We start from the raw sequence: 20,363 nt of genomic DNA, 5'->3' as shown, positions 1-20,363 counted from the left end.
CCGGCGCCGGCCGTCTTCGAGGGAGTCGGTTTGATGACGCAGTCTTTCACCCGCCGCGCCGACGCGCTCGCGCGCGACTCGTACTATGAGGCGACCGCCACGCGCCCCGTGGCCGACGACCCCGTGCTCGAGGATGCGATCGACGTCGACGTGTGCGTGATCGGCGCGGGCTTCGCGGGCCTGTCGACGGCGCTCGATTGCCGTGCGCGCGGGCTGTCGGTCGCCGTGATCGATGCGCACCGGCCCGGCTGGGGCGCATCGGGCCGCAACGGCGGGCAGGCGATCACGGGCTTCGCGAAAGACGAGGTGATCGAGCAGCAGCTCGGCGCCGCCGGTGCACGCGCCGCATGGTCGCTGTCGCTCGACGGCGTCGCGTTGATCGCGGAGCGGATCGCGCGCCACGGCATCGACTGCGACTTCACGCGCGGCTACCTGACGGTCGCGACGAAGCCGCGCCGCATCGACGACCTGCGCGCCTGGATGGATGCCGCGCGCTCGCGCTGGGGCCATCCGTCGCTGTCTTGGCTCGACACCGGCGAAATCCGCGCGCGCATCGCGTCGCCGCGCTATCTGGCGGGCGTCTACGATCCGCTGTCGGGCCACCTGCATCCGCTCAAGTATTGCCTCGGCCTCGCCGAGGCCGCGCGCCGCGAAGGCGTCGCGCTCCACACGCACACGCCCGCGCTCGACGTCGTGCGCGGCGCCCGGCCGGTCGTGCGCACGCCGTCGGGCGAGGTGCGCTGCCGCTTCGTCGTGTCGTGCTGCAACGCGGGCCCCGGCGGCATCCTGCCGGCCGCGACCGCCGCGCGCATCGCGCCGATCGCGTCGTACATCATCGCGACCGAACCGCTCGGCCGCGCGCGCGCCGACGCGCTGATCGCGCAGCGCGAAGCCGTGTGCGACAACAACTTCTTCCTCGACTACTTCCGGCTGTCGGCCGACCACCGGATGCTGTTCGGCGGTCGTGCGAACTCCGCGGGCGCGTCGCCCGACACGCTCGCCGACACGATCCGGCAGCGCATGGTCGGCGTGTTCCCGCAGCTCGCCGACGTGCGCGTCGACCACGCGTGGGGCGGCTTCGTCGACGTCACGCGCAACCGCGCGCCGGATTTCGGCGCGCTCGATGCGAACTTCTTCTATGTCCAGGGCTTCAGCGGACACGGCGTCGCGCTGACCGGCATCGCCGGACGCGCGATCGCCGGCGCGATCGCGGGCGACACGCGCGCGTTCGACCTGTTCGCACAGCTGCGCCACCGGCGCTTTCCCGGCGGCGACGCATGGCGGCAGCCCGCGCTCGAACTCGGGATGCTGTACCACCGCGTACGCGAGCTGTTCTGAGCCCCCTTCATTCGTTTTCCTGATCATGCAGACATTCGCCAACCAGCCGCACGTCGCGTCATACTACGCGGCGACCGCCAACGATACGACCCGCCATGCGCCGCTCACCGGCGCGACCGACGCCGACGTGTGCGTGATCGGCGCGGGCCTCACCGGCTTGTCCGCCGCGCTCAACCTCGCCGAGCGCGGCCATTCGGTGACCGTGCTCGAGGCGTCGCGGGTCGGATGGGCGGCGAGCGGGCGCAACGGCGGCCAGCTGATCGGCGGCTTTGCATGCGACATCGACACGTTCGGCAACTTCATGCCGGAAGGCGACGTGAAGCGGATCTGGGACATGGGGCTCGAAACGCTGTCGCTCGTGAAGTCGCGCATCGCGAAGCACGACATCGACTGCGCGCTCGTGCCCGGCTACCTGACCGCCGCGAACACCGAGCGCGACGCGGATGCGCTGAAGCGCTGGCGCGACGAAGCCGCGAAGCGCTTCGGCTACGACCGCTTCCATTTCGTCGAAGCGGACGAACTCGGCGACTACGTGCAATCGGCGCGCTATCGCGGCGGCCTGTACGACCCCGACAGCGGCCACCTGCATCCGCTGAACTACACGCTCGGGCTCGCGCGCGCGGCCGCCGACGCGGGCGTGCGGATCCACGAGGACAGTTGCGTGACGCGCGTGCGCGACGTGTCGGGCGGCCACGTCGTCGAGACCGGCCAGGGGCAGGTACGCGCGCGTTTCGTGGTGCTCGCGTGCAACACGTACGTCGGCACGCTCGCGCCCGCGCTGTCGAAGAAGATCATGCCGGTCGGCACCTACGTGATCGCGACCGAGCCGCTCGGCGAAGCGCGTGCCGCCGCGCTGATGCCCGCGCGCGCGGCGATCTGCGACAGCCGCTTCGTGCTCGACTATTTCCGGCCGGCGCCCGACACGCGGCTCGTGTGGGGCGGCAAGGTCAGCTATTCGACGCGGCCGCCACGCAATCTCGCCGACGCGATGCGCGCGGACATGCTGAAGACGTTCCCGCAGCTCGCGGACGTGAAGGTCGACTACGCATGGGGCGGCTTCGTCGACATCACGATGAATCGCGCGCCGCACTTCGGGCGCGTCGCGCCGACGCTGTATTTCGCGCAGGGTTTCTCGGGGCACGGCGTGAACACGACCGCGCTCGCGGGCAAGCTGATCGCCGAGGCGATCGACGGTCAGGCGAGCCGCTTCGACCTGTTCGGCAAGATCCGGCATCGCGACTTCCCCGGCGGCGCGACGCTGCGCACGCCGGCGCTGGTGCTCGCGATGAGCTGGTACCGGCTGCTCGACGCGTTCGGCATGCATTGAGCGGCGGCGCACGGCACGACGCACGCGGACGTACCGGCCACGCAAAACGGCCGCGCAAGCGCGGCCGTTTGATCGAATCTCGCGGCTTCGGCACGGCATGCAGGCGACCTTGCCTGCCCGACGCGCCGAAGCCGTTGTCCGCGCGCCGGTCAGTCGGTCCCGTACTTCGGCGAACGCGGCCCGTAGAGCAGCCCGTTCGGCGGCCCCGCGGACAGCAGCCTGCTGCTGGTCAAACCGGCCACATCGTGCGCTTCGTCGGTCAGCGAATGCGCGACCTGCTTGACGGCCGCCTGCACCAGCATCCCGACGACCCCGAACGCGTTGACGCTCATGTTGTTGCCGACTTCCTTGCCGGTCGCGCGGCCGTCGCCCTGCCACAGCACGTCGCCGGTCTTCAGGTCGACGAGCTTCGCCGACGCCGCGACCACCGTCGTGCTGTCCACCACCTGGTAGACGGAGCCGTATTGCGTGATCTTCGCGTACAGCGCGGCGTCCGCGCCGAAGATTTCGCGCAGCTTCGCCGGCGACGTGCCCTGGATTTCCGCGGCGTTCGTGAGGCCGTTCTGCTTGAACGTCTCGTCCATCACCGCGACCGGCACCACGTAGTAGCCCGACTCGGCCAGCGGCTGCGTCATCTGCGACAGCACGCCGTAGGTCGCGCCGACATCGGTCGTCTCGTTGACCGGCGGCAGCACGAGGATCGAGCGCGGCTGGCTCTTCTTGAAGGCCGTGTAGTCGGGGCGTTTGACGGGCTGCGCGCACGCGCTCAACAGCGCGACGATCGACAGCACGGACAGCAGCTTGAATGAAAGTGTCTTGATCATGGCAGGCACGTCACTGTTTGGCGGGAGTCGGATCGGCATTCTTCTGGCCGGCGATCGTCTGGCCGGCGGCCGACGGCTTCGCGGCCTTCGCGGCCTTCGCGTCGCCGGCTTTCTTCTTCATCAGGAAATCCATGAACGACGCGGACTCCGGAAAGAGCGCCTTCTCGGCCTGGAATTCCTGCCCGGCCTGCTGTTCGCTGCCGACGCTCGCGTAGAGCATCCCGAGATGCGCATGGAAGCCCGGCGGCGGCGTGTTGCCCTTCGCGCGGATCTCCTGCAGCGCCTTTTCGAGCGCGTCGATCTGCTCCTGCGGGGACTTCTGCCCCTTGAAGTATTCGTACACCTGCGGCTGATAGCCGTTCCATTGATAGAGCGGCGGCGTGGTCGGCGCCGCGCAGCCCGCGAGCAGCATGACGGCCGCCGTCGCCGGCAGCCAGATTCCCCGTTTCATGGTCTTGTCTCTTCTAGTGGATGAATGATTCGTCGCGCCGTACTGCGCACGGCGCCTATTGCGGTGCCTTCAGCGTGCCCGCGTCGACCTGGTCGACGAGATGATTCACGGCCTCCTGGATCGCGAGGTCCAGCACCTTGCCGTTGAGCGTCGAGTCGTAACCGGCGGTGCCGCCGAAGCCGATCACTTCCCGGTTCGACAGGCTGAACTCGCCCGCGCCCTGGCTCGACGCGACGACTTCCGACGTCGTCGTGTCGACGATGTTCAGGTTGACCTTCGCATACGCGACCTGCGTCTTGCCGCGGCCGAGAATGCCGAACAGCTGGTGATCGCCGACGTCCTTGCGGCCGAACTCGGTCACGTCGCCGGTCACGACGTAGTTCGCGCCCTTCACCGCCTGCGCCTTCTTCATGAAGCCGGCTTCCTGCTTGATCTCGTCGAGGTTCTCGCGATCGAGCACGTTGAAGCGGCGGCTCTGCTGCAGGCGCGTGACGAGGATCGTCTTCGCCTGTCCGCCGAGGCGGTCGATGCCGTCCGAGAAGATGCCGCGCATGTAGCTCGAGCGGTTGTCGAACTTGCCGACCGCGATCGCGACGGGCTTGCCCGCATACGGTTTCTGCGCGCTGCTCACGGCCGGCACGTCGAGCGTGCGCGACGACTCGGTCGCGCAGCCGGACAGCGCCGCGACGAGCGCCGCCGCCACGAGAACGGTGCGTCGTGTCTGATTGTTCACTGCGGGTCTCCTTACGTGAAAAGATTGCCCGGAACGGGCACGCCGGCTTGCCGACAAACCGGCGGTCGATGCGGTGATCGAAGCGGCCGGGGCGCGCATCGGCGCGCGCGACTTCATCGCCCGGACGGCGATGGAGATGGCGGCATGCGAAGGGAAAGTGCACGCAACGGACGTGTTGCGGCGAGACGCGAACGCGCGGCGCATGGATCGACGACCCCGCTTGCGCCGGCTACTGCGTGATTCTGGTTACTGCGCTGTTGATCGCGCATGATCGGCCCCGTATATGATTTTGGCCGATCATACCAAGTCTGATTATCGAGACGGGATTTCTTTAGAAGAATTGACGATCTTTACAAATCGTCGCGGATTCATGGTGCGTCACACGCCCGCGCCGGCCCGCGAGCCGGCGCGCCGGTTGCGGTCAGTCGGCCACCTTCTGCCGCATCGTCACGAACTCCTCGGCCGCGGTCGGGTGAATGCCGATCGTGTCGTCGAATTGCGCCTTCGTCGCGCCTGCGCGAATCGCGATCGCGATGCCCTGGATGATCTCGCCCGCGTCACGGCCGACCATGTGCGCGCCGATCACGCGCTGGCTGCCGCGCGCGACCACCAGCTTCATCAGCGTGCGCTCGTTGCGGCCCGACAGCGTGTGGCGCAGCGCCTTGAAGGATGTGCGGTAGATGTCGACTTCACCGTGCACGCGACGCGCATCGGCCTCGGTCAGGCCGACCGTCGCGACCTCCGGCTGGCTGAACACGGCCGACGGGACGTAATCGTGATCGGCCGCGACGCGCGCGCCGCCGAACAGTGTGCGCGCGAGCAGCGCGCCGTCGCGCGTCGCGACCGGCGTGAGCTGCGGCCGCGACGTGACGTCGCCGAGCGCGTGGATCGAAGGCACCGACGTCGCCGAATACGCATCGACCGCGATCGCGCCGCGCGCGTCGAGCATGACACCCGCGCGCTCGAGGCCGAGCCCTTCGACGTTCGGCACGCGGCCGGTCGCATAGAGCACCGCGTCGTACGGCCCGTGCTGCGCGTCGCCGACATGCACGGAGAGCGTGCCGTCGTCCGCGCGCGCGATCGATTCGACCACCGCGCGCGCGTGGATCGCGATGCCCTGCTTCGTCATCTCGTCGGTGAGGAACTGGCGCACGTCGTCGTCGAAGCCGCGCAGGATCTTCTCGCCGCGATAGAACAGATCGACCTGGCTGCCGAAGCCGTTGAAGATCCCGGCGAACTCGACCGCGATATAGCCGCCGCCGACCACCGCGATGCGCTTGGGACACGTCGGGAGCGACAGTGCCTCGCGCGACGTGATCGCATGCTCGATGCCGGGACGGTGCGGCAGCGTCGGCCGCGAGCCGGTCGCGATCGCGATGTGGCGCGCGCGGATGGTGCGCTCGCCGATCGCGACCGTATGCGCGTCGACGAGGGTCGCGCGTCCTGCGTGCATCGCGACGCCGGATTGCCGCAGCAGGTCGATGTAGATGTCGCTGAGCCGGTTGATCTCGCGATCTTTCGCGGTAATCAGCGCGGGCCAGTCGAGCGTGCCGGCGCCGAAGGTCCAGCCGAAGCCCTTCGCATCCTCGAGTTCGTGCGGATAGTGCGATGCGTAGACGAGCAGCTTCTTCGGGATGCAGCCGCGCAGCACGCAGGTGCCGCCGATCTGCTCTTGTTCCGCTATGCCGACGCGCGCACCGTATGACGCCGACATCCGGGCGAGCCTCACGCCGCCGGAGCCGGCCCCGATGACGAACAGGTCGTAGTCGAAATCCATCGCAAGCCCTCATCGCAGTTCCGATGACGGCACGATAGCAAGATTCGGGCATTCGTGCGGAACGTGGCGCCGCAGGACGCGCGCGCCATAAAAAACGGCGAGAGACGTCGCCTCTCGCCGGTCAAACCGGCTGCCGGGTGTGCCATGCGTCACCGATCGACCACATGCCCGGCCTGCCGGCCGCGCGGCACCGGTCCGCCCGGATGCGCGAACGGCGCACCCGCGGCGGGACCAGCCGCCTTGCTCAGGCCTGCGACGTGTCGCTGCCGTCCGTCGCCTGCGTATCGTCTGCCTGCTGGGGCTGCTCTTCCTTCTTCTCGAGCATGCCTTCGATCGCCTCGGCGCCCTTGAAGCCGGCGACGGCCGCCGCCGCCTTGGTCAGCAGGCCCGCATCCGGATCCAGCTTCTCCGCCGCCTCGACGGCTGCCACTGCGCCAGCGATTTCACCCACGGTGTTCAGGATACCCATCGTCATCCCCTTTCAAGAAAATCGTGAGCGCATCGTCCCACGAAAAAAAACCGGCGGACCGTGTTTGTCATCACCGGATACACAAGTTACGCACCAGGCCGGCCGCACGCGAAACGCGCGCCGGAACGACGCCCGCGCATGCGCTGAGGCACGCGGCGGACCCTGCACGCAGCGTAGCGGAATCGCTTCGCGCGCACTGTCAAAGTATGTTCTGGAATGCCGACGGAACCCTTACGGACGGCGTGTTCCCGATGGAGCAATCGCTGAATGGTCGTCGGCGCGCAGGAAGGCGCGTGACGAAAAAAGAAGAGGCTCCCGCGGGAGCCTCTTCGATGCGCGCCGAACCGGGGCCGGCGCACGCGTTGCCGATTTTCGTCAGAAGATATTGCGCAGGCCGATCGCGATGCCGGTCTGGTTGCTGCGACCCGGCAGCTCGACGTTCGCCGCACCGTTCGTCTTGTTGAAGTCGACCGTGCCGTAGACTTCCGTGCGCTTGCTGAGCGCGTATTCGGCGATGCCGACGATCGCGTAGCGGTTGCCGCTCGCGAGCGTGCCGTTGGTGGTCATCGCATTGCGCATGTGGTCGTAGTAGAACGCGCCCGTCAGCGTCAGCGGCGTGCTGACCTGCCAGCTCACGCCCGCGAACGGACCGTCGTCGATCCGGCCCGTGCCCTTCGCGACCGGAATCGACTGCTGCGCGAGCAGGCTGTCGACGAAACCGGTGTCGTCCTTCGAGCGCAGGTAGCCCGCATAGACCTTCGCCTTGCTGAACGCATACACGACGTTCGCGTGGTAGATCGTCTGCTTGCGTGCGGAGTTGTCGCTGTTCTGCTGCGCGCCGGCCGCGATGCTGAGCGGGCCCATCACGTACGACAGCGACACGCCCCATGCATTGCCCTTGCCGAGCGAGCCCGGGATCTGGCCCGAGAAGCCGCCCGCGCCGGTCGATTCGTAGTTGGTGCCCGTCGAGTACATCGCCTTCGCGGTCAGGCCCGCGAACGTGCCCGTGTACTTGATCTGGTTGTCCGCATACAGGCCGCCGCCGAGTGCGACCGGCAGCCATGCATTTTCGAGGTAGTTGCCGACCGTCAGCGGATCGTAGGTGTCCGACAGCAGGTCGAACAGCGGCGTCTTCTGGCGGCCGAGGGTCACCGTGCCGTACGGGCTGTCCAGGCCGACGTATGCCGCACGGTTGAACAGGCGGCCGCTGTCGGCGAATGCGCCGTTCTGCAGGTTCACGCCGCTTTCGAGCTTGAACACGGCCTTCAGGCCGCTGCCGAGGTCTTCCGTGCCGTAGATGCCGAAGCGGCTGTTGGTGATCGCGCCGTTGGACATCGACAGCAGGCCGTCGTTCTTGGCGTTCGCGTTGGTCAGGTAGCGAACGCTGACGTCGGCGACGCCCCAGAGCGTGACCGAGCTTTGTGCTGCTGCGTACTGGCTGGCGAAGGCCAACACCGCGCCCCCTGCGATGGCTGCGAGCCGGGTGGTCTGCTTCATGAGCTTTCCTTTTTGTAGGTGTCTCCATTCATGGCCGGCCGCGTGCGCAGCCGGGTGGCGATCGCGGACGCTCATGGCGCGCGCGATGTGGGCTGAATCATAAGACCAGTGCGCACGCCGAAAGAAATTGAAACGCGCGGTAGCGCGCGATTGTCGCCCTGGAACAACGTTTCCCGCCGTCGGGGTTGCTGCCGTTGCTGCCGTTCCTGCCGTGAGCGCCGGTGCCGCCGTTGCCGGCCGCCCCATCGCCACTGTCACGCCCACCGCCCGCGCGCCGCCGCGCCCGCCGCACGATCTCCGCGAACGCACCGGCGAGCAACAACACGGCGCCCCACAGCGCGACGTCCGGCACGAGCCGCGTCACGAGGCCGCCGACCACCGCGCCGGCCAGGAAGCAGAAGCTGATCGTCGCGAGCAGCGCCGAATCGTGCAGCGCGCCCGCGTCGTAGCGGGGAATCAGCCCGACGAACAGCTTCTGCGCGGCGCGCCGCAGGTTGCCGGTCGTCATCACCGACGTGTACGACAGTTCCTCGAGATGAGTGAACGACAGCGTCTGCAGCGTCGCGACGAACGAAATCCCGGGAATCAGCCACGCGCTCGACGCGCCGACGAGCCCGCTCGCGGCGACGCCGAGAAACGCGATCTCCACGATCAGGCTCGCGAACGCGGTGTGCCGCATCCAGCCGCGCTGCGCGGCAAGACCGAGCAGGTGCGCGACGAACACCGCGACCACGAAACCGCCGAGCGGCGGCACGTGATGCAGCGCGGCCGCCCATTCGCCGGCCGACACGTTGATGCCGAGCAGCGCGACGTTGCCGGTCATCGTGTTCGCGAACACGTGGCCGTGACCGACGTACGTGTACGCATCGAGGTAGCCGCCGGACAGCGTGAGCAGCGCGGCGACGGTGAGATTGCGGCTGGCGCCGTCGAGATCCATCAAGCCTCCCGTGAAGAGTCGCGCCAGTATCGCGCACGGGAGGCCGATTGTGCGCCGCTCACTGGCCGATGCCGGTGAGCCCGATCAGCGCGCCGGCCGCGAGCAGCCACAGCGGATGGATGCGCGTGCGCCACGCGAGCACCGCGCATGCGGCGGTGATGCCCCACTGGATCGCGGTGCGGTTCGACGCTTCCGAGATCAGCACCGCGCTGGCCGCGACGAGCCCGGCCGTGACCGGCATCAGCCCCTGTTGCACGTAGCGGCGCCACGGCCGGTCGCGAAAGCGCTCCCACGCGTGCAACGCGAGTACCGTGACGATCGACGACGGCCCGAACTTCGCGATCGATGCGACCAGCAGCCCGGCCCAGCCGGCCACATGCCAGCCGACCAGCGGCACGATCATCATGTTCGGCCCCGGCGCAGCCTGCGCGAGCGCGAACAGCGCGGTGAACGCGTGCGTGCTCATCCAGTGGTGCACGTCGACGACCTGCCGCTGCATCTCCGGCAGGATCGTGTTGCCGCCGCCGAACGCGAGCAGCGACAGCTGGCTGAAGATCGTCGCGATCGCGATCAGCGTGTCGTTCATGACCGGCCTCCGTCGCGCACGGCGGCACGCTGCGGTGCCGGCGTCTCGCGGCGCCGCGACGCGAGCCAGATGCTCACGGGCGTCAGCACCAGCATCGCGCTCAGGAGCGGGATGCGCAGCACCGCGATCGCGGCGAACGCGAGGACCGCGATGCCCGCCGCCGTGCGCGGCGCGTGCAGCAGCGGCTTCGCGACTTTCACGGCCATCGCGACGAGCAGGCCCGCGGCCGCAGCGGCGAGCCCGCCGAACAGGTGCTGCACGCGCGGATCGCCCTGCGTCTTCGCATACAGCACGCCGAGCCCGACGACCACGAGCGTCGGGCCGGCGATCAGCCCGAGAATGCCGGCGAACGCGCCCGCGACGCCGCGAAAGCGCATGCCGACGGCGACCGACAGGTTGATCACGTTGCCGCCCGGCAGGAACTGGCATAGCCCGAGCAGATCGGTGAATTCGTCGGCGGTAAGCCATTTGCGGTCGTCGACGATCGTGCGCCGCGCGAACGGCAGCGCGCCGCCGAACGACATCAGGCCGAGCGACAGGAAGCCGGTGAACAGCTCGGCGAGGCCGACCCGGCGTGGAGGCGCGGCAGGCGCCGGAGAAACGGATTGCATGGGGATCCTCATCAAACGGTGCCCCGAGGTTACCGCCGCGCAGCACGCCGGCAAAACGATTTTATCGGTGCGTCCTTGTGATCTAGAATCACAAGCATGGCACGCGATCTCCCGCCCTTTTCCGCGCTTCGGGCCTTTGAAGCAGCGGCACGACATGAAAGCTTCAGCGCCGCCGGCGACGAGCTGCATGTGACTCACGGTGCCATCAGCCGGCAGATCGCCGGGTTCGAGGCGTGGCTCGGCAAGCCGGTGTTCCACCGCTACGGCAAGCGCGTGAAGCTCACCGACGAAGGCCGCCGCTATCTGGATACCGTCCGCGCCGCGTTCGACAGCATCGCGCTGGCCACCGAGCAGCTGCGCAACACCGGTGCCGCGCGCGTGCTGCGCATCAATGCGCTGCCGACGTTCGCGATGAAATGGCTGCTGCCGCGCCTGTCGCGGTTCCAGCGCGACGTGCCGAACGTCGAGCTGAAGCTGTCCACGTCGAACGCGCCGCTCGATGCGCTCGACGGTTTCGACGTCGCGATCCGCCGCGGCCCCGGCCACTGGCCGAACTGCACGAGCGGCCACTTCCTCGACGAAAGCGTGATTCCGGTCTGCAGCCCCGCGCTGCTCAAGCGCGCGCCGATCACCCGCGCGGACGATCTCGCGCGGCACGTGCTGCTGCATTCGGACACGCGGCCGGAAGGCTGGCGCGACTGGTTCGCGGCGGCCGGCGTGACGATGAAGGGACGCAAGCGGCAGTCGTTCGACCACTTCTACCTGGCGCTGCAGGCGGCCGTCGACGGGCTGGGCGTCGCGCTCGGCCCGCTGCCGCTGATCGACGACGAGCTCGCGAGCGGGCGTCTCGTGATGCCGCTCGACGGGCCGCGCATCGCGACGCGCAGCTACTGGTGGATCGCGCCGGGCACGCCGGCCGACGATCCGCTGGTCGCGCAGTTCTGCGCGTGGCTGGAAGCGCTGGGGAACGCGAACGGATGACGCGCGCCGCGTCGCCGATACCCGATCAAAACGACGCGGCGTGCCACCTCACGTCCCCGTCCGCGTTGCAGGAATGAAACCGATCCGCGCGCAACGCGCGCGATTCCCCTGCGGAATCGACATCGCGCGCCCCTGCGTTTCCCCGTCGTTCCCGTCACCGCACGTCAGGCCTGGCATGCGGCCGACCGGCTCACCGCCGCGCGTTTCAGCGCTGAAACATTTTCGCGTGTGCCGCCTTGCACCGGCGTCACGCGGCCCCCGCTGAGCCCCTGTTTGCGCGGAAGTCCGCGTGCTGGCCCGTTGCTTGCTGATGCAGCCGTGCAGACAACGAACCCTGCACGGGCGAACGCCCCGATGCAGGTGACAAACATTCATCCAGCGGGTCGGGGGAAATCATGTCGAAACTCATATCGGCCGTTACACGGCTGCTGTCCTGCATCACTGCTGCTGTTGCGCATCCGCTGATGCCGACGGCGCGACTTCGCACCGTCGAGATTCGCTGCGCCAACACGGTCCACAACAGCACACGACGTCACGACACCGTGATCCGGTAAGCGAAATCCGCAGCCCCAGCGCGCGCACGCGCGCTACGACGACCATCCGCGCCGTTCGCGCGGGCATTGCCGCCGGCGCCGCGGCTCACACCACCGGCCCCGGCTCCTTTTCCTTGCGCAGGATCGCGTACAGGATGATCGCGCCGAACGTCGCGGTGCCGATCCCGCCGAGCCCGAAGCCGCCGATCTTCAGCGAGAAGTCGCCGGCGCCGAGCACCAGCGTGACGGCCGCGACGATCAGGTTGCGGTTGTCGGAGAAGTCGACCTTGTTGACGACCCAGATCCGCGCGCCCGTCACCGCGATCAGCCCGAACACGACGATCGACACGCCGCCGAGCACCGGGCCCGGAATCGTCTGGATCACCGCGCCGAACTTCGGCGAGAAGCCCAGCCCGATCGCGATCAGCGCGGCGACCGCGAACACGAGCGTCGAATAGATCCGCGTGACGGCCATCACGCCGATGTTCTCCGCGTAGGTGGTCACGCCGGTGCCGCCGACGCTGCCCGACACGATGGTCGCGAGCCCGTCGCCGATGAACGCGCGACCGACGTAGCGGTCGAGGTTGGTGCCCGTCATCGCGCTGACGGCCTTGATGTGGCCGAGGTTCTCCGCGACCAGGATCACCGCGATCGGCGCGAGCATCAGCATCGCGTGCGGATCGAACACCGGCGCGCGGAAGCTCGGCACGCCGAACCACGCGGCATGCGCGACGATCGCGAAATCGACCGGCTTGCCGAGGCCCATCCCGTTGGTCGCGATCGCATAGATCACGTAGGCGATCACCAGCCCGACGAGGATCAGCAGGCGCTGCATCATCCCGCGCGCGAACACCGCGACGCCGCCGACGCACAGCACCGTGACGAGCGCCATCACCGAGTCGAAGGTCGATGCCGACACGCCCTTGACCGCGATCGGCGCGAGGTTCAGCCCGATCACCGCGACCACCGCGCCGGTGACGACGGGCGGCATCAGCGTCTCGATCCAGCGCGTGCCGATGGCCTGCACCAGCGCGCCGAGCGCGACGTACACGACGCCGCACGCGACGATCCCGCCGAGCGCGACCGGGATGTTCGGGTTCGGGCCGCTGCCGCCGTAGCCCGTCACCGCGATCACGAGGCCGATGAACGCGAAGCTCGAGCCGAGGTAGCTCGGCACGCGGCCGCCGACCAGCACGAAGAACAGCAGCGTGCCGATACCCGACATGAAGATGCACAGGTTCGGGTCGAAGCCCATCAGCAGCGGTGCGAGCACGGTCGAGCCGAACATCGCGACGACGTGCTGCACGCCCATCGCGACCATCTGCGGCCATGCGAGGCGTTCGTCGGGGCCGACCACGCGCGAGACCGCGCCGGTCGGTTGCACCCGCCAGCGCGGGAAGTAGGAATCGGACATGGGGAAAAGGGCTCCTGTCGTACGCCGGCTGCGGGACGGTGCGCCGGTCTGGAATCTGGCGCGAGTTTACGGAGCGGAGATGGGGCTGGCAAGCGCGAACCACCGGCGCGGCGGCCGTGCCTGCCGGGCGGGCATCGGAGCGGGCATCCGGGCGGGCATCGGAGCGGCGCGACCGCACCGACGGCGGCCGGCCGGCGCACCGCGCGATGTAAGCGGGCGCTCACATCGCAGCGGATGCCTCGGGGATCACGGATTGATGTACTGGAACAGCGACATGTTCTGCAACTGCGCGTAGGCCTTCTGCGCGCCGCTCAGCGCGTTCTGCACCTGCAGGTACTGGCTGATGGTCGTGACCATGTTGGTGCTCGTCAGGTCCGACAGATTGCTGGTCGTCTGCAGTGCCGCGGTCTGGTTGACGGTCTGCATCGCCTTGACTTCCTGCTCGCGGCCGCCGACCGACGCCAGCACGGTCGTGACGTTGCGCATCGAGTTGCCGATCTTCGTCGCGGCCGTGCCCATCACGTTCGACAGTGCGGCGGTCGCCGTCGGATTGCCGCTGACGGGCGTCTTCAACGCCGTGATCATCGAATCGAGCGTCGAGAACACGTCGACCCCGCTCGCCTGCGGTGCGGGCGTGACCGAAAAGGTGTCGGTGGGCGACGGCGTGCCCGACACGGCGACCTTCATCCCGTTGCCGAGCGCGATCGCGGCGCCCGACGTATAGGCCTGCGCGGGCCCGGGCGTCGGGGGCGCGACCGAGTTGTCGGTCACCGTGTAGGTCGGCGCGGCCGCCGTGCCGCCGAACGTGATCGTGAATTGATGGCCGTTGGTCGCGGCCGACGGATCCGTCACCGTGACGGGGCCGATGGTGGCCGTGCCCGTGTTGGCCGCGCCGGCAGCCTGGACGGGCGAGCTGCCCAGCGCCTGCACCGACATGAACACCGAGAGGCCCGAGTCGCCCTGCGGCACGCTGCGCGAATCGTCGATCTGTACGGTGCGCGTGCCCGTATCGCCGACATAGCTGATGCTGCCGGCGGCGTTCTTCGTGAACGGCGCCGTCGAATTCTGGTAGCCGGCGAACAGGTAGTTGCCCGCGCCGTCGGTCGAGTTCGCGAGCGACACCAGCTGATCGCGGTAGCCCTCGAGCTGCGCCGCGAGCGCCGCGCGGTCGCTGTCGGCGAGCGAGCCGTCGCCGGCGCGCACGATCAACGACTTGACGCTGCCGAGTACGTTGCCGACGCTCTGCAGCGTCTGGTCCTCGGCCTGCAGCGACGCGAGCGCCGTGCTCTGGTTCGCCGCGTACTGCGACAGCGTGGCCGATGTCATCGACAGCTGCACGGCCTGCGCCGCGCCCACCGGGTTGTCGGCCGGCGTCGACAGGCTCACGCCGCTCGAGATCTGCTGGTAGAGCTGCGCGAGCTGGGCCTGCTGATCGTTCATCTGGCCGACGTTCAGCTGGTAGAACTGGGTGGTGGAAATCCGCATCGTTTCTATCCTCTCGAATCCGCTCAGCTGAACAGGCCCAGCACGGTCTGGAACAGCGAAGCCGCCGTCTGGATCACCTTCGCGTTCGCCTGGTAGAGCTGCTGGTACTGCATCAGGTTCGCGGCTTCCTCGTTCTGGTTCACGCCCGACACCGACTGCTGCGCGGACGTGATCTGGCCGACCAGCGCCGTCTGCGCGGTACTCGACGACTTGAGCTGGCTCGCCGCGTTGCCGATGTTGTTCACGTAGTTCGCGTAGGCGCCCGTGAGCGTCGTCGTGCCGCCGCCGAGGGTCTTCGCGTTGACGAGCCGCGACAGCGCGAGCGCGTTGCTGCCGTCGCTCGTGCCGCCCGCGTACGGCCCGATCGTGAACGAGTCGCCGTCCGACGGCGTGCCCGACAGCGTGACGGTCACGCCGTTCAGCGCCCCGGCGGCCGTGCCCGACATCGTCATCGCCGCGCCGGTCGACGGGTCGTACGGCACGGAGTCGGTCGGATTGCTGATCGTCACCGACGTCGGCGGCGTGCCCGGGATCGCCACCGTGGTGCCGACCGGGAAGCCCGACAGCGACTTCGTCGCCGCGTCGTAGGTCAGCTTGGTCGACGGCACCTGGTAGCCGGAGGTCACCCCGCTCAGCGCGATCTTGCCGGTGCCGAGGTTGGTGCTCGACGCCGACGTGACGGCCGGCGACGCGGCCGCGATCGCCGAGCCGCTCGTCGTCGCGAGGCCGAAGCCCGTCAGCGCGCCGCGCGTCGGCAGCACGGTGAACTGGTCGCCGGCATTCATCGTGCCCGATGCAATCGAGAAGTTCAGCCCGGCCGCTCCACCGAGCGAAACCGGCATCGGTCCGCTTTTCTGGTCGACCACCGCGCCGGAAGCGCGGTCCGTCAGCGTGTAGTTGGTACCGTCAAACGACAGCGTGTAGTCGCTCGTCGTCGGCTGCGACGCGTTGGCGAACGAGACGTTCAGCGCCGCGTTGCCGGTATTGCCCTGGTTCGAATAGACGGTCGGGTTCGCCACCGTGAACAGGTTGCCGCCCGGATTGCCCGCCAGGTCGACGCCGAGCGCGTTCTGCCCGTTGACCTGCGCGGCGAAGCTGGTCGCGAGCGCGCCGAGCTGCGCCTGCGCGGGGTCGAGCGTCTGGCTGCGGAACGCGAGCAGGCCGCCGAGCGTGCCGCCCGACAGCGACGCATCGGGCAGCGCCTGGTTCGGCCCCGGCGGGTTCGCGCCGGCGATCCCCTGCGACACGACGGTCAGCTCGCTCGGATCGGACGACGACGTGACGGTCGCGAGCTGGTAGCTCTTGTCGGCGAGGACGAGCGGCTGGCCGCCCGCGAGGAACACGCTGTAGCCGCTGTCGTTGCGCACCACCTGCACGCCGGCGAGGCTCGACAGGTTCGACACCGCGAGGTCGCGCTGGTCCATCAGCTGGTTCGGCGGCTGCCCCTGGCTGCTCGCTGCCGAGATCTGCTGGTTCAGCTGCGCGATCTGCTTGGTGTACGTGTTGATCTGCGATACCGCGCTGGTGAGCTGCGTATTCACGCTCTGGCGCAGCGCGTCGTACTGCTGGCCGGCCGCGTTGAGCTGGTTCGCGAGGACCTGCGCATTGCTGACCGCGGTCTGCCGCACCGACGGATCGGCGGCGCTGTTCGCGACGTTCTGCAGGCCGGTGAAATAGCCGGTGATCGCGGTCGAGATGCCGGCCGTCGGGCTGCCGACGTAATTGTTCAGCTGCGCGACGAGCGAATACCACGTCGACAGCGCGCCGCCCTGCGACTGCGCGCTGTTCAGCTGGTCGCTCAGGTACTGGCTGTACTGCCGCTGCACGGTGACGGTGCTCACGCCCTGCGGCATGTAGCCGCTCGCCGTGTACTGGCCGCTCGCCTCGGCATAGACCGGGCGCTCGACCGAATAGCCGGGCGTCGCGGCATTGCTGATGTTCTGGCCGGTCGTCGTGAGGCCCCAGAGCGCGGCATTGAGGCCGCTGACACCGAGGTTCATGAGTGAGTTGGACATGCGCGATCCTGATGAGCCGGCCGCGCTGCGGCCGCCGGGTTGCGTGACTCCCGGTATAACGGCCGCGGATCGGAAAAATTGAGGGAAAAATGCGCATGCGGCGCGCGCGTGCGCGTCGTCTGGCGAGCGGCCCCGCGAACGCTGCCGGCGCCGGTGCGAAAGCGGCCCCGAGCGGAGGAGCCGCGAGCGGATGCGTCAGGCCCGCGCGAGCGAGCGGCGCTTCATCTCGAGCTGCGTGATCAGGCGCTGCAGCGTGTTCTCCGCGCTGCCCGGCAGCGACATGAAGCGAAAGCCGAGCTGATAGCGGCGCGAGCCGTTCGGCATCTGGGTCGAACGCTGCGACACGAGCTGCAGGTCGAGCGACAGCTTGCCATGGCCGTTCAGCTCGAGCTCGACGCCCGGCAGCAGCGTGCCGACCTCGAGCGCCTCGACGCGCTCGTCGGCGGTCCGCAGGCCGACGCCGCCGAGCGACAGGTTATGCACCTCGAACATGAAGCTCTCGCCTTCCGGCAGCTTGCCGCGGCACAGGAACGGATCGACGATCGGCGCATCGACGCGGAAATACTCGCGGCGCTGGATGCACATCAGCACGTCGGGGAAATCGGCGACGAACGCGGGCAGCCCCTCGTAGCGCGTCTCGCGCGGCGTGTTCGTGGTGAACTCGACGCGCACGCCTTCCGGCGCGGCCGCGAAGGTGCAGTGCGACGCGCCGAGGATGCCGGCGTTCTGCTCGGACAGCGCGCCCCAGTCGAACGTGAACGTGCGCGCGCCGACGTCGACCTCGAGCAGGCGCGTGACGAGCTGGCCGCCCGGGTACTGGACGGTCAGGAAGTCGCCCCGGTTCACGAGGTTGCGCAGCTGCACGCCGATCTCCAGCGGATTGCGGCGGGCGTAGTCGGGCCCGGAATGGCCCGCGTCCAGGCTCGGATCGGTCGACGTTTCGATATTCATGGCTAGCCGGTTTTCTTTTCATGGGCGCCCGGGCGACCGGTGCGCAGTAAAACCGGGCCAGAACATGGCCCGGTTACAGGTCTCTCACACTTAGCGGCAGTGCTCACCGAAAGTTTAGATCGAAACGCCGGTATTTTTCGCGCAAACGTTGAAAACCGCGCGCGGCGGGATGCCGGGCGCGGTCCGTAAGGCTATAGAAATGGCGGCAGGCGGGGCCGTTGCGCCCCTGCCCCTTCAGCCGATCTGCTGCATGATCGAGATCAGCTTCTTCGCGTAATTCGGGTCGGTCGCGTAGCCGGCCTTCTGCATCCCGTGCGCGAAGCCTTCGACGCTGCGGCTCGCGCTCAGCACGCCCGCGTAGCGCGGGTTGTTCTTCAGCAGGTTCGCGTAGTCGGTCATCGCGTGCTCGTACGAGTCGTACGCGCGGAATTTCGCGACCACGCGGCGCGGCGTGCCGTTCACGTATTCGGTCGTCAGCGCCGACACCGTGCGGCCCGTCCAGCCCTTGTTCGCCTTGATGCCGAACACGTTGTAGCTCGTCGAGCCGTCGCTCGCGCGGATCTCGCGCTTGCCCCAGCCCGATTCGAGCGCGGCCTGACCGACGATGAAGCGCGCCGGGATGCCGGTGGTCGCGCTCGCCGCCTGCGCCGGGCCGGCGAGCCGGTCGACGAACGCGTCGGCGTCCTGCACGCCGCTTGCGCCCTTCAGCGGCGGCGTCAGCGCGCTGCCGGCCGTATAGCCGCGCGAGCCGGCGAGCCCGCCGTTGTTCGCCGCGTTCGCGTAGGCCCTCGCCATCGCGTTCATCGCGGCGAGGCTGCCTTCGTTGCCCGACGTGCCCGAGCCGGCCGCACCCAGGCCCGCCGCAGCGAGCCCGGCCGCGCCCGCGTCGGCCGCCGTGTCGCTGCCCGTGCCCGGCCCCGCGTTGCGCAGCAGCTGCTTCATCAGCGCGTCGGCCACGCCGATCCCGCGCTTCGACATCTGCTGCGCGAGCTGCTGGTCGAGCATCGACGTGTACATCTTCGACGTGTGCGAATCGAGCAGCCCGCCGTCGGGCGACGCGTCGCGCATGCTCTTGAGCATCATCTGCGTGAACATCGCGTCGAACTGGCCCGCGACCGCCTTCGCACCGGCCTGCGGCGACTGCTTCGCCTGCGCGCGCAGCGCGTCGAAGCCCTGCACGTCGAGGGCGAAGCGCTGCGTCAGGTCGTTCGCGTTCGGAAGATTCGCCGCCATTTAGATCACCTCCAGGTCCGCGCGCAGCGCGCCGGCCGCCTTCATCGCCTGCAGGATCGACATCAGGTCCGCCGGCGTCGCGCCGAGCGTGTTCAGCGCCTTCACGACGTCGGCCAGGTTCGCGCCGGCCGTCACCATCTTGAGCGCGCCGTTGTCCTGCTTCAGCTGGATCTGCGACTGCTGCGCGACCACCGTCTGCCCGTTCGAGAACGGCCCCGGCTGCGACACCACCGGCTGCGTGTTGACGATCACCGACAGGTTGCCGTGCGCGACCGCGCAGCTTTGGAGCGTGACCATCTGGTTCATCACGATCGAGCCGGTGCGCGCGTTCAGGATCACCTTCGCGGCGGCCTTGTCCGGGCTCACATCGAGGTTCTGCAGGCGCGCCATGAACGCGACCTGCTGCGCGGAATCCGCCGGCGCGGCGAGCTGGATCGTGCGGCCGTCGAGCGCCGTCGCGGTGCCCGGGCCGAAGCTCGAATTGACCGCGGACACGATCCGCTGCGCGGTGCCGTAGTCCATGTCGTTCAGCTGCAGCTGCAGCACGCCGTTCATCTGCGCGATCGCGTTCGGCACCGCGCGCTCGACGATCGCGCCGCCGACGATCCGGCCGGCCGCGAGCTGGTTCACCTGCACGCGGCTGCCGTTCGCGCTGGCGCCCGCGCCGCCGACCGCCATGTTGCCCTGCGCGAGCGCGTACACCTGCCCGTCCGCGCCCTTCAGCGGCGTGAGCAGCAGCGTGCCGCCGCGCAGGCTCTTCGCGTTGCCGAGCGACGACACGGTCACGTCGAGCGCCTCGCCCGGCCGCGCGAACGGCGGCAGCGTCGCGGTCACCATCACGGCCGCGACGTTCTTCAGCTGCATGTTGTTCAGCGACGACGGCCCGCCGTTGGCCGAGCCGTTGTTGATCGAGATGCCGAGGTTCGCGAGCATGTTCGCGAGCGTCTGCGTCGTGAACGGCGTCTGCATCGTCTGGTCGCCCGTGCCGTCGAGGCCGACGACGAGGCCATAGCCGATCAGCGGGTTGTCGCGCACGCCCTGGATCTGCGCGAGGTCCTTCAGGCGCTCCGCGTGCGCGGGTGCCGCGCCGAGCGCGCACGCCGCCAGCACGAACACGGCGGCGATCCGCGCGACGGCACGCGCACGGGACGCACGCGATGCACGGAACGACAGGCGGTGGAAAAGAGGCTGCTGCATCGTC

General features: G+C 68.9%; 18 protein-coding genes. 3 read left to right on the top strand and 15 right to left on the bottom strand.

All coding sequences use genetic code 11. From position 1 onward, the window contains the following. Nucleotides 1–33 precede the first annotated feature (33 nt). Together U4Y91_RS21075 and U4Y91_RS21070 are read left to right on the top strand one after the other, a co-directional pair. On the top strand, nucleotides 34–1,338 hold the full coding sequence (locus U4Y91_RS21075; RefSeq protein ID WP_321806715.1) for an FAD-dependent oxidoreductase: 1,305 nt from the start codon (nucleotides 34–36) through the stop codon (nucleotides 1,336–1,338). 25 nt (nucleotides 1,339–1,363) lie between these two features. Continuing rightward, nucleotides 1,364–2,665 (top strand): FAD-binding oxidoreductase, encoded by a 1,302-nt coding sequence (locus tag U4Y91_RS21070; RefSeq protein ID WP_321806714.1) that lies wholly within the window; start codon nucleotides 1,364–1,366, stop codon nucleotides 2,663–2,665. Nucleotides 2,666–2,814: 149 nt separating this feature from the next. Here the strand turns inward: U4Y91_RS21070 and U4Y91_RS21065 are convergent, their stop codons facing one another. The 9 genes from U4Y91_RS21065 to U4Y91_RS21025 form a co-directional block, all read right to left on the bottom strand. Further along, nucleotides 2,815–3,489, bottom strand: coding sequence for a DUF799 domain-containing protein (locus U4Y91_RS21065; RefSeq protein ID WP_321806713.1), 675 nt, complete (start codon nucleotides 3,487–3,489; stop codon nucleotides 2,815–2,817). Between the two features lie 10 nt (nucleotides 3,490–3,499). Then, entirely contained in the window at nucleotides 3,500–3,940 is a 441-nt protein-coding gene (locus tag U4Y91_RS21060) for a DUF4810 domain-containing protein (RefSeq protein ID WP_321806712.1), read from the bottom strand. A 55-nt stretch (nucleotides 3,941–3,995) separates the two neighbouring features. Next, nucleotides 3,996–4,673 (bottom strand): CsgG/HfaB family protein, encoded by a 678-nt coding sequence (locus tag U4Y91_RS21055; RefSeq protein ID WP_321803269.1) that lies wholly within the window; start codon nucleotides 4,671–4,673, stop codon nucleotides 3,996–3,998. A gap of 421 nt (nucleotides 4,674–5,094) precedes the next feature. Continuing rightward, a complete protein-coding gene (gor, locus tag U4Y91_RS21050) occupies nucleotides 5,095–6,450 on the bottom strand; it encodes a glutathione-disulfide reductase (protein WP_321806711.1) in 1,356 nt (451 codons plus the stop codon). A gap of 244 nt (nucleotides 6,451–6,694) precedes the next feature. Then, nucleotides 6,695–6,919: a hypothetical protein gene (locus U4Y91_RS21045; protein WP_121861342.1), complete on the bottom strand. Its 225-nt coding sequence runs from the start codon at nucleotides 6,917–6,919 to the stop codon at nucleotides 6,695–6,697. Nucleotides 6,920–7,294: 375 nt separating this feature from the next. Beyond that, nucleotides 7,295–8,416 carry a porin gene (locus U4Y91_RS21040; protein WP_321806710.1) on the bottom strand — a complete coding sequence of 374 codons (1,122 nt, stop codon included), beginning with the start codon at nucleotides 8,414–8,416 and terminating at the stop codon, nucleotides 7,295–7,297. Nucleotides 8,417–8,513: 97 nt separating this feature from the next. Next, nucleotides 8,514–9,353, bottom strand: coding sequence for a YoaK family protein (locus U4Y91_RS21035; RefSeq protein ID WP_321806709.1), 840 nt, complete (start codon nucleotides 9,351–9,353; stop codon nucleotides 8,514–8,516). Nucleotides 9,354–9,411: 58 nt separating this feature from the next. After that, nucleotides 9,412–9,939, bottom strand: a complete 528-nt coding sequence (locus U4Y91_RS21030) for a chromate transporter (RefSeq protein WP_321806708.1) — start codon at nucleotides 9,937–9,939, stop codon at nucleotides 9,412–9,414. Next, entirely contained in the window at nucleotides 9,936–10,550 is a 615-nt protein-coding gene (locus U4Y91_RS21025) for a chromate transporter (RefSeq protein ID WP_321806707.1), read from the bottom strand. The genes U4Y91_RS21030 and U4Y91_RS21025 overlap by 4 nt, the downstream gene beginning before the upstream one ends. A 96-nt stretch (nucleotides 10,551–10,646) precedes the next feature. Here U4Y91_RS21025 and U4Y91_RS21020 point away from each other — a divergent pair, with 96 nt between their 5' ends. Continuing rightward, nucleotides 10,647–11,531 (top strand): transcriptional regulator GcvA, encoded by an 885-nt coding sequence (locus U4Y91_RS21020; RefSeq protein ID WP_124486642.1) that lies wholly within the window; start codon nucleotides 10,647–10,649, stop codon nucleotides 11,529–11,531. A gap of 639 nt (nucleotides 11,532–12,170) precedes the next feature. Here U4Y91_RS21020 and U4Y91_RS21015 read toward each other — a convergent pair. The 6 genes from U4Y91_RS21015 to U4Y91_RS20990 all read right to left on the bottom strand — a co-directional run bounded on the left by U4Y91_RS21015 (nucleotide 12,171) and on the right by U4Y91_RS20990 (nucleotide 20,359). Further along, nucleotides 12,171–13,478 carry a solute carrier family 23 protein gene (locus U4Y91_RS21015; RefSeq protein ID WP_321806706.1) on the bottom strand — a complete coding sequence of 436 codons (1,308 nt, stop codon included), beginning with the start codon at nucleotides 13,476–13,478 and terminating at the stop codon, nucleotides 12,171–12,173. Between the two features lie 246 nt (nucleotides 13,479–13,724). Then, nucleotides 13,725–14,963, bottom strand: coding sequence for a flagellar hook-associated protein FlgL (gene flgL, locus U4Y91_RS21010; RefSeq protein WP_321806705.1), 1,239 nt, complete (start codon nucleotides 14,961–14,963; stop codon nucleotides 13,725–13,727). Nucleotides 14,964–14,986: 23 nt separating this feature from the next. Further along, entirely contained in the window at nucleotides 14,987–16,978 is a 1,992-nt protein-coding gene (gene flgK, locus U4Y91_RS21005) for a flagellar hook-associated protein FlgK (RefSeq protein ID WP_321806704.1), read from the bottom strand. Between the two features lie 195 nt (nucleotides 16,979–17,173). After that, on the bottom strand, nucleotides 17,174–17,929 hold the full coding sequence (locus tag U4Y91_RS21000) for a flagellar brake protein (protein WP_321806703.1): 756 nt from the start codon (nucleotides 17,927–17,929) through the stop codon (nucleotides 17,174–17,176). 234 nt (nucleotides 17,930–18,163) lie between these two features. Next, on the bottom strand, nucleotides 18,164–19,162 hold the full coding sequence (gene flgJ / locus U4Y91_RS20995; RefSeq protein WP_321806702.1) for a flagellar assembly peptidoglycan hydrolase FlgJ: 999 nt from the start codon (nucleotides 19,160–19,162) through the stop codon (nucleotides 18,164–18,166). Further along, entirely contained in the window at nucleotides 19,163–20,359 is a 1,197-nt protein-coding gene (locus U4Y91_RS20990) for a flagellar basal body P-ring protein FlgI (protein WP_321806701.1), read from the bottom strand. Nucleotides 20,360–20,363: the final 4 nt, after the last annotated feature.

The sequence above is a fragment of the Burkholderia sp. BCC1993 genome, from assembly GCF_905339865.1.
Taxonomy (GTDB): Bacteria; Pseudomonadota; Gammaproteobacteria; order Burkholderiales; family Burkholderiaceae; genus Burkholderia.
This window is presented reverse-complemented; position numbering and strand designations above follow the sequence as displayed.